The organism is Neobacillus sp. BP17, from assembly GCF_059579525.1.
In genome coordinates this window covers 669,340-682,701 of record NZ_CM184198.1, presented here as the reverse complement: position 1 = coordinate 682,701, position 13,362 = coordinate 669,340, and the positions used below count along the sequence as shown (strand labels likewise).

The window sequence follows — 13,362 nt, the reverse complement described above, 5'->3', positions numbered from 1 at the left end:
CATTTCCGATAATACCAAGGAAGAAAAAGGACCTTATGTAAGGGTCTCTATTACACTATGGATTCTAATTCTTTACATGACCGATAAATAAGTTCAAAAAGCAGGTCCAAATCAGTTAATTCAACACAGGAAAATGCGATTCGAAGATCCGTTTTGGCTAGGGAGATTGTCCCCACTCCGTACCGCTTGAGCAAATGGATCCGCAGCGTTTCTGCATCGGAATGCTTGATTCGAAGACACACGAAATACCCTGAATTGAATGGATAGGGTTCGAATGCATCCGCATATCTCCCGTCTGCTAAAATCTCTTTGACTCGCTTCGCCCTAGCTTCCATTACCTTATTTCTCTGTCTGCGCTGCACTTCAAATTCGGGATTTAACAAGGCATCCAAAATGATTGTTTGAGAAAGGTGGGGGCTGCAAGAAATGGTACTACGAATGGAACCCATCGTCTTTTTCTCCAGCGCTTCCAACACCAAAGCATCTTGGATTCCAAATGTGAGAAACCCAACACGAAAGCCCCAAGCATATTCTTCTTTGGTTGCCCCATCAATTTTAATGGGGAGGACACGCGGGTGTAACCCTACTAAACGAGCAAATATAGATTCTTTGATTGAATCTTCATAATATAATCCAAAATAAGCGTCATCAATAACAGCAACAATGTTAATCCCCAGATCTGCTGCCTGCTTGATGGCATGAAGGATTTCCTCCACTTCTTTTTCCAACGGAGTATAGCCTGTTGGATTATGAGGGAAATTAAGGACCAGGATGACTTTTCCATTCTTACAGGATAAAAGGGCCTCCAGCAAACCTTTTCCATTAAATAGGTTTGCTTTGGTGAATAATGGATAGGTCACTGTATGGCTGCCGCGGCGGACGTTGAATGTTATATGATAATTATCCCAATACTTATCTGGTAGTAAAATAGGATCCCCCTTTTCGACAAACAGGTCGGATACGATACTAAATCCATGGGTCAGCGCGTTCGTCACGATCGGAGTGCCAAATTCCTTTCCTTCAAGGGAAGGATTATCTTTAAGAAGCTTCTTTCTCCAAACTTCACGCAACTCTGGTTTTCCTGCCGTTGGTGCATATGGATACAGGTCTATCGGATCGTAGGAGGAGAGGTTCTTGTGGATGACATCTAAATACATTGGTTGTCCACCCTCTGAAGCCATCCCGATTGTTGCATTGAATCGGTCTGCTTTTCCCTTTGCCTCTCCAGCCTGGCTGACAATCCCTTTTGGAAAATACAATGATTTTCCCAACAATGACAACATCTCATATACTGGTTTATTGCGTTCTTCAATGACTTGATTTAATTCTAAAGCCAATGGGTTTAGCACTTTATTCGCCTTCCTTTTATTAGCAATTGTCTGGCTTCATTTAATTCGTTCTTTTCTTTAATCCTGGATATCTAATTTCCATTAATTTGTTAAGTAATACATCTAAGTCTTGACTATATTTAATGGTTCTTGTATCACACAGTCCATACATGAATCCTGATTTCTCCATATTGACTTTTAGATGATTGTATTCCTTCACATATTTCATAAGTTCCATTTTTTATTCCCCCTAAATGTACATTAGATATGGTGATTCTAGCCCTAAAGTCAAAATAGTGCCAATACAAAAAACAAGTCAATACAATCGATAATTTCGAATATATTGCCAATAAATATTGAGTGACTACTCAATATTTATTGGCTTCAGATTAATGCATTCTTATTTTCTACTTTCCTCTAAGATCTGGTTGAGAAACTGTTCAACCTCTTCCTGGCTTTTTCCGAGTTTACTAACAAAGCGATTAAGTTCCTTCCCGCCTTGAAAAACAATAAAGCTTGGGATTCCGTACACATCTAGCTTTTCTAGTAGTTCCGGAAAATGTTCTCGATTTACTGCGATCATATCTACTTTTTCTTTATACGCTTCTTCCAAAATCGGCATGAATAAATCAGTATGCTGACAGTCTGGGCAATATTCAGCATAAAATTTGGCCATTACTGGTTTTGTTGATAAAATCGCCTCATTAAACTCTTGTTTTGTTTTGATCTCTTTCATAATTAAAATCCTCCCTATATTTTATTTTCAAATGTTATATTGATAGTTTCCACTACTAAAACGCAATTGTATCAAGGTATCTTTCGCAATCCAGCGCAGCCATACAACCACTTCCTGCAGCAGTAATGGCCTGGCGGTATTTATGATCTTGAACATCCCCGCAGGCAAATACGCCAGGAATATTTGTTTCTGTTGTACCAGGATTCACAATGATATATCCCATATCGTCCGTTTTGATTTGATTGTCTAAAAAAGATGTGTTCGGTTTATGGCCGATTGCCATGAAAATACCATCAGATTCCAGAAATTCGTTTTTTCCAGTTTCACGGTTTTTTACTTTCAAGCCAGTAACGTGTCGTTCTCCTGCCATCACTTCTTCAGGAATGTAATCTAAACTCCAAGTAATTTTTGGATTATTTTTGGCACGGTATTGCATAATTTGGGAAGCGCGAAGCTCCTTTCTGCGGTGCACGATACGAACCTCCGAAGCAAACTTCGTTAAAAAATTTGCTTCTTCCATAGCCGAATCTCCGCCACCGACAACGATAACTTTCTTTCCTCTAAAGAAAAATCCATCACACGTTGCACAGGTACTTACCCCACGGCCAATATTTTCCCTTTCCCCTGGAATATCCAAAAGTTTCGCAGAAGCTCCCGTTGAGATGATTAATGATTGCGTTTTGAGCTCCCCTATTCCTTCCAGCGTTAAGGTAAAAGGGTTATTTGAAAAGTCGACCTTTTTTACCCACCCCCTTTTAAACCTTGCTCCAAAATGCTCAGCTTGCCTTCGCATGTTCTGCATCAACTCTCGTCCCATAATCCCTTCTGGAAAACCAGGGAAATTCTCAACATCTGTTGTCAATGTCAATTGCCCCCCTGGTTCAGGTCCTTCGATGACTAAAGGACTTAGGTTAGCACGTGCTAGATAGATTGCTGCAGTCAGCCCAGCAGGGCCAGTTCCTAAAATAACGGTTTTATACATCACTTACCTCCTCGTTGTGCTAATCTCTTAGTCATAAATATTTATTTGCAATTTTTATGCCAACTTTCCATCACTGTAATAACGCTATTTTTACAACCGATCTATAGATCAATCAGTCCCACTTCCTATCACGATTGAGAAAAATATTTTCAAGATTAAGAAAAACATCTCCAGACAATTTTCCGAAAATATTAATTTAGCTGAAATAGCGTCCAATACGAGATAGGAAGAATAGTTTAGCAATGATAATGTCTAAATACTCAAAGAACTGAGTTAAAAAAAAGCAAACAGAGCGACTTCTGTTTGCTTTTATCATTATTTAAATTCATTGTTAAACCGTTTTACGAACAAAGCTTATTTAAAAATTGTAATGTACGTGCATGCTCTGTATTTTCAAAAATCTGTTGTGGTGTTCCTTCTTCGACAATCACACCATTATCAATGAATACTACCTTATCCGCTGCCTCACGAGCAAAGTTCATTTCATGGGTGACAACAACCATAGTCATTCCTTCTTTAGCCAGTTCTTTCATAACCTTTAGAACTTCGCCTACTAACTCAGGATCTAACGCGGAAGTAGGTTCATCAAAAAGGAGGACTTCAGGTTCCATTGCCATCGCTCGGGCGATTCCTACGCGTTGTTGTTGTCCCCCGGATAGCTGAGATGGGTAGTGGTTTGCCCGTTCCTTTAATCCTACCTTTTCTAGCAAGTGAAGAGCTTTCGTACGTGAAAGTTCCTTGTCTTGCTTACGAACGATGAAGAGACCTTCCATAACATTTTCAAGTGCAGTCATATGAGGGAACAAATTATAACCTTGGAAAACCATACCTGTTTGTTGACGGAACTTAATAATCCTATCTTTTGGAACTTGTTTTTTATCCCGAAAATCCAAAGAATATTTTCCAAGCTTGATAGTTCCTTTTGTAGGCATTTCCAGTAAATTCAAACAGCGTAACAAAGTTGTTTTGCCTGATCCCGAAGGCCCAATAATACAAACCGTATTGCCTTCCTCTATTTTCAAATCGATTCCCTTTAAAACCTCTGTTTGCCCAAACTTCTTATGCAGGTTCTTTATCTCAATCACTTGAATATCCCCCTATCAAGTCAGCCCGCTACATATCGATCAAGTCGTTTTTCCATACGTCCTTGAGCGTTAGAAAGAACTGTACTGAAAATCAAATAAATAAATCCTGCTAGACAATATAGTACCAATGGTTCATAGGTTGTTGCTGTAATTTGCTGCGCGATTCTAAACATTTCGGTCACTGTTATGGTAGCAGCCAATGATGTATCCTTCACCAAGCTAATAAAACTGTTTGACATGGGTGGGACAGACACCCTTGTTGCCTGCGGAAGAATAATCCTTTTTAATGCTTGACGATAGCTCATCCCAATTGAGTAAGCGGCCTCCCATTGACCCTTGGGAATTGAAAGTATAGCTGCGCGAATAATCTCTGAGTTATAGGCGCCAACACTAATAGTGAAACCGATAATAGCCGATGGCAGCGGACCAATTGTAATCCCAACACTTGGAAGACCATAGAAAATAATAAACAATTGAACCAGCAGAGGCGTTCCCCTAATTACCCATACATAAAATCTTGCAGCAGCGTCGAGAGCCCGAATTCCCGAGATTCGAGCCAGTGCTGTAAGCAAAGCAAGAATGAGTCCCAGAAAAAAAGATATAAGTGTCAATGGTACGGTAAAAGCGATCCCTGCTTTTAACATCGGTAAAAATGAGTTTACAATGATGTCAATAATTCGCAGCATTCTTTCATCAGCAAACATTGGAACACTCCTTATTTTGAAACATCGGTTTCAAAGTATTTTTGTGAGATGCTTAAATAGGTACCATCTTTCTTCATATCGGAAAGTGCTTTATTTATGGCCTCTGCCAATTCTTTATTCCCTTTCCTAAGCATAATTCCCATTTGTGCCGGTTCATCTAGCTCTGCTACAGCTTTAATAGGTGCATCAGGCTTTTGTTTTTTGAAATCGAGATAGGACAATCCATCATTTACAGTCGCATCAGCGCGTTTTGAAAGTATTAAATCAACGGATTGATTAAATCCTTCGACCCCCACAATCTCAGCACCGTTGGATAGTGCTATATCCTTAAAATTACTAGTTAGTGTCTGAGCTGCTTTTTTTCCTTTCAAATCTGCAAATGATTTAATAGTTTCATTGTCTTTGTGAACAATCAAGAAGGGTTTTGACACAATATACGACTCAGAAAAATCGTATTTTTCCTGTCGGTCAGGACGTATTCCAACTTGATTAACAATGATATCGAATCGCTTCGAATCAAGTCCTGCAAATATACCGTCCCATGGGGTTTCAATAAATTCTGGTTTCACACCAAGTCTGTTCGCTACTTCCTCAGCGATTTCAATATCAAAACCAGTTAATTTTCCTGAAGCATCATGGTAGCTAAACGGTGCATACGTTCCTTCTGTTCCAATTTTAATTTTTCTATCTGCTTTAATTTGCTTTAGCAGATTCTTACTCCCAGCTGCCTGATTATCCGGTTGAGTGGTTGCTTGATTTTGAGTTTTTCCACATGCAGTTAACATAAGTGAAACGAGTAACGAAAAAGCGACTATTTTTAAACTCTTTTTCATAAAAATATCCCCCTTTGTAATGCGTTCAAATGTTCTCCTGGAAAACTCAGTTGCAATTCCCTCTTAAACATCAATAAAAGAGCGAAGTATTGGCGTATAACGCTGAGGCTCCGCCAGAATGTATAAACAGGATGTTATCGTCCGGCTTAAAGGTGCCTTTTTGTATTAAATCAATGAGTCCCGCTGCTGCTTTACCTGTATATACCGGATCCAGCAAAATTCCTTCTGTTCTTGCCATGAGCTTGACCGCTTCCACCATTTCAGGCGTAGGTAAAGCATAGCCTGGTCCGACATATTCATCAAAACACGTAATAGCCTCACTAGGGATTGAATTTGGAATGCCGATATGTGCTGAAGTTTCTTTAACAAGTTGAAAAACTTTCTCTTCCTGTTCCACTTTTCCTCTGCTTACGTTCATTCCGATTACCGGTATTTTACTTTGGTTTCCATAAAAGCCAGTCACCAAACCCGCATGCATTCCTCCGCTGCCGCTTACACAAACAACAGCATTCATATTGACTCCTTGATCAAAGGACTGTGCCAAAATCTCCTGAGCGCAAGCAGCATATCCCGTTGCCCCAATACCATTCGATCCCCCAACCGGAATGATATAAGGTTTACCTCCCTCATTCGTTACCTCTTTTGCTACTTCCAGCATTTCTTTCATCAAGTCTGTCCCATTAGGTACAACCTTGACTTTTTCAGCGCCCAGTAAATGATACAGAAAATAGTTACCATTAAAATCCGGCTCAGAATTTGTTAAAAGCCCCTCTTCCAATACGAGAACACACTTCATTTTCTCTTTAACGGCAGCGGCAAGCGTTAAACGGCAATGATTTGATTGAATGCCTCCACATGTAATTAACGTATCCGCGCCTTTTTCCAATGCATCGGCCACGAGGAACTCTAGTTTTCTTGTTTTATTTCCACCGGCCGTCAGCCCCAGTAAATCATCTCGTTTAATATAAACCGAAGGGCCGCCCAGAACTTCAGAAAAATGATGTAATTTCTCAATGGGTGTATATGTTGGTGTATATCGTTGTCTAGAAAATTGTGCTAAATTCATATTAATCTCCTCCTGGATCCTCTATTTACAGCCATATATAAATTAAGAAAAGAGAGTATCAATCTGACGTTCTCTTTTCAATTATTATGATTAAGTCATAGCAACTGCTTCGATTTCAATCAAAGCATCTTTTGGTAAACGAGCAACTTCAATCGCGCTTCTAGCCGGATAATTCCCGGAAAAAAATTCACCATATACTTGATTCATCGTGGCAAAATGATTCATATCGCTTAAAAAAACCGTTGTTTTTATTACCTGCTGTAAGCTTGCTCCCGCTGCTTCTATAACCTGCTTGAGATTTTCGAGCGACATCCTTGTTTGTTCCTCAATATTATCAGGCATTTCTCCGGTTTCCGGATGTATCGGGAGCTGCCCTGACGTATACACTACATTTCCTGCTTTAATACCTTGTGAATAAGGACCGATAGCCTTGGGAGCTTGTTTGGTCATGATTGTTTCTTTAATCATAAAAACCACCTCTTTTTTTTTATGTAATCCTATTAAACGGAATTGTGTTTAATATTCCTCTGAAAATATGCGCTGTACATTCCATGCAGCATTCCCTACTATTCTTTGCGTTCAAAATCACACTCCATAAGTGGAACAACTTTTGTTTTCTTAATAAATTTATAACCAAGCCAGAGAAGCAAGAAAATAGGAAGACCAATATATGTCGCGAGAAGTTCTGCCCAGCTTACTTGATGTCCGGAAAAAAGATGCTGCCCAAGAATGAAAACCACAAAAAATAACAGCGTGATAACCGGACCCAGCGGGTACCATTTGGCTTTAAACGGTAATTCATTTAAATCTCTTCCTTGTGCCACATATGCCTTACGAAAACGATAATGACTTACAGCAATTCCTAACCACTTGATAAATCCGGTAAGAGCTGAAGCATTTACCAGCCAAATAAAAACCGAACCATTTCCAAAAAGGGAAGCCAAAAAGGAGATAAGGCCTAAAATCGCCGTCGTACACAGAGCCAACATGGGAATTCCCCTCCGGTTAAGCCGTCCAAAGATTCGTGGTGCCTTTCCTTCTTTCGCCAATGCCCATAGCATACGTGAAGACGCATACATTGCTGAATTAGCTGCCGATAAAACAGACGTAAGGAGCACGGCATTCATAACTGAGGCCGCAAATGCCAGACCAGCTCTTTGAAGAACGAGCGTGAAGGGACTGATAGATACATTTTTAACTCCGGATTTAAGTAGGTTCGGATCTGTATAGGGAATAATCAAGCCAATTACAAAAATCGTTAATACGTAGAAGATAAGGATTCGCCAAAAGATTGAACGAATCGCTTTTGGTACGTTTTTCGAAGGATTATCGGTTTCACCAGCAGCCGTCGCAATTACTTCGGTTCCCTGAAATGCAAAACCAGCGACGAGCATTACACTAAAGATAGATATAAGCCCTCCATGAAAAGGAGCATCTCCTTGGGTAAAGTTACTGAATCCGACCGCTTGTCCTCCCATAATTCCAAAAATCATAGCAACCCCAATAACGAGAAACACGATGATCGAGATGACCTTAATACCGGCAAACCAGTATTCAGATTCCCCAAATGCCTTGACTGATAAAATATTTAAGATTAGCAGCAACCCCAGAAATAGTGCGCTCCACCAGAGAGAAGGTACGTGTGGGAACCAATACTTCATTATAAGGGTAGAGGCCACCAAATCAGCAGGAACCGTAATCGCGGTTGTATACCAATAGTTCCAACCTAACGCAAAGCCAAACGCAGGATCAACATACTTTGAGGCATAAATGTCAAAGGCACCTGGAACCGGTAAAAAGGCCGATAGCTCTCCCAAACTATTCATGACAAAATAGACCATAATGCCAACCAGAATGTATGCAGCAAGCGCTCCTCCCGGCCCTGCAGTGCTAATCGTTGATCCGCTGGATACAAACAATCCCGTTCCAATAGCGCCCCCAATAGCCATCATCGTTAAATGTCTAGATTTCAGCTTCCGTTGTAATGATCCTTTTGAATTTCGCTCTTCTATTACATTACTTAGCTCTGCTTCTAATTTCGCCATAGCATGTCCCCCTATTTACTCATAGTTCAAATGCAAATTGTATTGTCTCCTCTGACTGTTAATCTCTCATGAGTCTTTTTAGAAATTTCAGTTATTTTAAAACATAGCTTTACCTGATTCCTTTGACCTCACCCCTCTCTAAAAATCCAGGCGGGAAAATGATCGAAGACTCTCCCGCTTTCAAATTCAATTACCATTTGAATGAAGTTAACATAAATTATATTTTTCCAATTTACGATAAAGAGTAGACAGGCTAATCTGTAGTTCCCGGGCGATTTGTTCTTTATCATATTTTTCAGCTAAGAAGTAGCTCTGGATTACATCTCTTTCATATTCTGAAATCATTTGTTCTAAACTCATTCCTCTACTCTCGACAGAGAGACGATCCTGTTGAAGTATATAATCAGGTACATCATGGAAGCCGATCATATCTGATTCAGCCATATTGACCATATATTCTACGGCGTTTTCCAACTGCCTTATATTCCCCGGCCAATCATAACGTATAAGCCATCGCTCAAGCATAGGGTCAAGAGTCAGTGGAGACCTTCGCATGATCCTGCAATGTTTTTGAATGAAATGGTCGAGATACAAGGCAATATCATCACGCCGCTCTTGTAAGGATTTAGTATGGAGGGGAATGACATTGAGACGATAGTACAAATCCTCGCGAAAAGTGCCCTTCTGCACCATTTCTTCCAAGTTTCGGTGAGTAGCCGCAATCACCCGTACATTAATCCCGATTGCTTTTTTTCCACCGATTCTTTCAATCTCTCTTTCTTGTAAAACCCGTAATAATTTAGGTTGCAAGAATAGAGGCATATCCCCAATTTCATCAAGAAAAATGGTTCCATTGTCCGCTAATTCGAATTTTCCTATTTTCCCATTCCGGTTTGAACCGGTAAATGATCCCCCCTCATAACCAAACAACTCACTTTCCAATAGGCTTTCAGGTATGGCGGCGCAATTGACTGCTACAAATGGATACGCCCGGCGCTTGCTTTCATAATGAATCGCTTTGGATAATAATTCCTTCCCCGTACCGCTATCTCCCCTTATCAGGACAGTGGATGGGCTGTTTATAATCCTTCTTGCTTTTTTAATCACATCTTGAAGCCCTGAATCTTTACCAAGAATGTTTTCAAAAGAAATGGTATTGGGGGGGACCGGGATATCCTCTTGAATTTTACATCCCTTTTCTTTACCAAGGTCCAGCATCGCTAATTTATTGCCTAATAATGTACTACCATTGCTTAAAAAACGTATCAGCTTCTCTGATTCAATAATCATTTTTTCCTTTTGTTTATGAGAAAAACCAATCATGCCGATGACGCCAACTAATTTATCTTGCTTTACAATAGGAAATCCAATGGTGGCCAGTTCTTTGCATTGATTAACGAATTGACACTTCATACATTGGGATTCATCCTTTTTTACATTGTAGATTACTCCAGGCTCTCCAGTTTCCAATATCATTTTGAAAAAGGAGCCTTCCGGAGCCGCTTTGCCAATGAGCTCCTTATAATAGCCGGTCCCGCTAATGCGAACGCCCTTTTCATCAAGTACAGTTATATCCAAACCAAGGATTTCTGCCGTGTTCTCCGTGTAGTCTTGAATAAACTGCTGTATGCCAATAAAGCCTGTCATATGATCCTCCTCTCCTATAGCGTTCTTCATTTAGAATATTAAACATCATCACAAAATAACTTAATGAACCTTGCATAAAGAAGCGACAGCATTTTCTATTCCACCCAGCGCATTTTTTAACATCGAACGCGGACAAGCAATATTTAGCCTCATAAAACCTTCACCTTCCCTACCGAAAATGTGACCTCCATTCATTGCAACTCTTGCTCTCTGTAACATAAATTCATCCAATTCTTTAACTGAAAAACACAATTCTCGGCAATCCAGCCATACAAGGTATGTGCCTTCTGGCTGGATGACGTTGATTTGCGGGATGTTGTTGCGGAAGTAATTTAGAGTGTACTCCAGATTCTCCTGCAAATATTCTAGGAGCTGATCCAGCCATTCTTCTCCATAGCGGTAAGCAGCCTCTAACGCAACAACGCCAAATATGTTTGGCGAGCCAATGGATAATGTATGAAGTTCCTGATTATACCTATCGCGCAGTTGCTGATTTGGAATAATAATACTCGACGTCTGCACACCCATTAGGTTAAAAGTTTTGCTTGGCGCAATGCAGGAAAGAGAATGATTCGCAAACTCTTCTGAAATAGAAGCAAAAGGAATGTGAGTATGTGTCTTAAAGACAAAATCAAAATGAATTTCATCCGCAATAATGAGAATGTTGTGCTTTATACAAAGCTGTCCCAACTTCGTCAATTCTTCTTTACTCCATACCCTTCCGATGGGGTTATGGGGACTACACAGAATTAACATTTTTACCTTTGCATCTATCTTTGCCTCTAAGTCCTCGAAATCCATGGAATAATGCCCATTTTCAAGCATAAGCGGATTGCTGACAATTTCACGGCCGGCCGCTTGGATCACACGGGCAAAATGATGGTATACAGGCGGTTGGATAATAATTTTATCTCCTGGCTTCGTAAAGGACTGAATCGCAAGCGATAAGGCCGGAATTACACCTGGGCTGTGGGTAATCCATTCTTTCTCAACGGACCATCGATGTCTTCTTTTTATCCAGTCAACAATGGATTCCATATACGAGTCTGATCTAAGCCCGTAGCCATAAACACCGTGCTCCGCCCGCTGTTTTAACGCTTCGATGACAGGTTGGGGAGACTGGAAATCCATATCGGCCACCCACATCGGAATAACATCCTTTACGCCAAATTGATTTTTAAGATGATCCCATTTTTCACAATCAGTGCCCCGGCGAAAGATCTCTTGGTCAAAATTATATTTCATGAAGTATCTCTCCTTTTCATGTTTGCTTATGCATAAAACTCATTACGTTATTTATACAAGCAATTTTCATGCCAACTTATTTCCCTTATAAAATCGCCTTATTTTTATAGAATTTTTGACTGAATTCCGAATACTACGAATGTTAGTTTAATAAACGTTTTCATAATAGGCATGGCAAGTTTGCAAACATGGTAAATATTTCGCATAGATGATAACATTCAAAGATTTCAATTAAACATCTCTAGTGGTTCGCAGCTTTTCTTGTTTTCTCCATTCCTCATAACCACCCACAAGACTTTGTACGTCTTTAAAGCCATGAGCTTGCAGAAGGCTTGCAGCGATAGCAGATCTTCCGCCAGTTTTGCAATAAACTAAAATGGGTTTATCATGCCCAATGGAGTGTGCCTGTTCCTGCAGATGACCGAGCATCACGTGCTTCGCCTGCGGAATATGGCCGTCTTCCCACTCGCCCTTACTTCGGACATCAAGTACATATATGCCTTCAGTTTGAATTACGCCCTCTACCTGATTCCATGTCACTTCTTCATATTTCATTCCACGCGAATCAGATTCACCTAGCAGGTCCATCACACATGGATCCATTGTGGCAACGATACGATCCAATCCAATGGACTGGAGATCCATCACGATATCTGCCACATCTGTATTGGCTGCTAGAAGATAGATTTGCTGATCATAATTTAGTAACCATCCCGCCCAAGTTACAAATGATTTATTATACGGAATATTCAACACGCTTCGTATATGCTTGGCGGCAAAATCACTGGCTGGACGCGTATCAACGACCATTCCTTGTTGCACCCATTCCTGCACAATATCGACCGAAGCCTCCATACGAAGCGGTACTGCCGTCCTTTGAATTTGCTGTGCCCCCTCTTTATTCAACCGCTTCATCATTGAAAAATAAGGAGGTGCCTCCGGCTGTCCAGCCAACAGCGCTTCTATAAAACGATTCTCGTTCTCATATTGCAATGCCCAATTTGTCCGTTTTTCATAGCCGATGGTTGAAGAAGGTACTGCTCCTAACGCTTTCCCACAGGCACTGCCTGCTCCATGTCCTGGCCATACTTGCAGATAGTCAGGAAGCTTTTTAAACTGCTTTAGTGACCGATACATCATGCTTGCCATTTTTTCTGAGGAACCTCGTACCCCCACGGCTTCTTCCAATAAATCGGGACGCCCCACGTCACCAACAAACACAAAATCTCCGGTAAATATGCCGATTGGGCCTTTGATAGATGCACCGCCATCTGTTACAAGCAGCGAAATATGTTCAGGTGTGTGTCCTGGTGTATGCATCACCTCAAATTTGATATTTCCAATGGCAAAAACATCTCCATTTCTAAGATAAAAGTGTTCATACCCAGTTGCGTACTCATATTTCCAGTCCGGTCCTCCTTCATCAGAAAAATACAATGTGGCTCCCAGTCTGGAAGCTAGCTCCTGCGAACCAGACAAAAAATCCGCGTGAATATGTGTTTCCGTTGCCCCCATAATCCGAACACCATGTTCTCTTGCTGTTTCTATGTAAGGCTCTATATTGCGTGATGGATCAACAATGATCGCTTCTCCGGTCTCCTGACATCCGACCAGGTATGAAGCTTGAGCCAGTTTCTCATCATAAAAGTATTTGAGTAACATCAGTCATCCTCCTTTTAAGCGCTTGCTTT

At 40.6% G+C, this 13,362-nt stretch carries 13 protein-coding genes; all 13 read right to left on the bottom strand.

What is annotated here, in order from left to right; translation table 11 throughout:
* Positions 1-50: 50 nt before the first annotated feature.
* The 13 genes from AC4QJR_RS03265 to AC4QJR_RS03205 all read right to left on the bottom strand — a co-directional run bounded on the left by AC4QJR_RS03265 (position 51) and on the right by AC4QJR_RS03205 (position 13,333).
* Positions 51-1,349: an aminotransferase class I/II-fold pyridoxal phosphate-dependent enzyme gene (locus AC4QJR_RS03265; RefSeq protein WP_496525269.1), complete on the bottom strand. Its 1,299-nt coding sequence runs from the start codon at positions 1,347-1,349 to the stop codon at positions 51-53.
* Positions 1,350-1,389: 40 nt separating this feature from the next.
* Positions 1,390-1,566, bottom strand: coding sequence for an aspartyl-phosphate phosphatase Spo0E family protein (locus AC4QJR_RS03260; RefSeq protein ID WP_098576028.1), 177 nt, complete (start codon positions 1,564-1,566; stop codon positions 1,390-1,392).
* Between the two features lie 162 nt (positions 1,567-1,728).
* Positions 1,729-2,064 (bottom strand): thioredoxin family protein, encoded by a 336-nt coding sequence (locus tag AC4QJR_RS03255; protein ID WP_098576029.1) that lies wholly within the window; start codon positions 2,062-2,064, stop codon positions 1,729-1,731.
* Positions 2,065-2,119: 55 nt separating this feature from the next.
* Positions 2,120-3,046 (bottom strand): thioredoxin-disulfide reductase, encoded by a 927-nt coding sequence (gene trxB, locus AC4QJR_RS03250; RefSeq protein ID WP_496525268.1) that lies wholly within the window; start codon positions 3,044-3,046, stop codon positions 2,120-2,122.
* A gap of 341 nt (positions 3,047-3,387) precedes the next feature.
* Positions 3,388-4,131, bottom strand: coding sequence for an amino acid ABC transporter ATP-binding protein (locus AC4QJR_RS03245; protein ID WP_496525267.1), 744 nt, complete (start codon positions 4,129-4,131; stop codon positions 3,388-3,390).
* 20 nt (positions 4,132-4,151) lie between these two features.
* Positions 4,152-4,835 (bottom strand): amino acid ABC transporter permease, encoded by a 684-nt coding sequence (locus tag AC4QJR_RS03240; RefSeq protein WP_496525266.1) that lies wholly within the window; start codon positions 4,833-4,835, stop codon positions 4,152-4,154.
* An 11-nt stretch (positions 4,836-4,846) separates the two neighbouring features.
* Positions 4,847-5,668: an amino acid ABC transporter substrate-binding protein gene (locus AC4QJR_RS03235; RefSeq protein WP_496525265.1), complete on the bottom strand. Its 822-nt coding sequence runs from the start codon at positions 5,666-5,668 to the stop codon at positions 4,847-4,849.
* Between the two features lie 70 nt (positions 5,669-5,738).
* The gene (gene cuyA / locus AC4QJR_RS03230; RefSeq protein ID WP_496525264.1) at positions 5,739-6,734 is read right to left on the bottom strand and encodes a D-cysteate sulfo-lyase; all 996 of its coding nucleotides are present in this window, start codon (positions 6,732-6,734) and stop codon (positions 5,739-5,741) included.
* Positions 6,735-6,824: 90 nt separating this feature from the next.
* Positions 6,825-7,202, bottom strand: coding sequence for a RidA family protein (locus tag AC4QJR_RS03225; RefSeq protein ID WP_496525263.1), 378 nt, complete (start codon positions 7,200-7,202; stop codon positions 6,825-6,827).
* Positions 7,203-7,300: 98 nt separating this feature from the next.
* A complete protein-coding gene (locus tag AC4QJR_RS03220) occupies positions 7,301-8,779 on the bottom strand; it encodes an amino acid permease (RefSeq protein WP_098576035.1) in 1,479 nt (492 codons plus the stop codon).
* A gap of 207 nt (positions 8,780-8,986) precedes the next feature.
* Positions 8,987-10,426, bottom strand: coding sequence for a sigma-54 interaction domain-containing protein (locus tag AC4QJR_RS03215; RefSeq protein WP_496525262.1), 1,440 nt, complete (start codon positions 10,424-10,426; stop codon positions 8,987-8,989).
* Between the two features lie 60 nt (positions 10,427-10,486).
* Positions 10,487-11,671 (bottom strand): MalY/PatB family protein, encoded by a 1,185-nt coding sequence (locus AC4QJR_RS03210; protein WP_496525261.1) that lies wholly within the window; start codon positions 11,669-11,671, stop codon positions 10,487-10,489.
* Between the two features lie 231 nt (positions 11,672-11,902).
* Positions 11,903-13,333, bottom strand: coding sequence for an MBL fold metallo-hydrolase (locus AC4QJR_RS03205; protein WP_496525260.1), 1,431 nt, complete (start codon positions 13,331-13,333; stop codon positions 11,903-11,905).
* Positions 13,334-13,362: the final 29 nt, after the last annotated feature.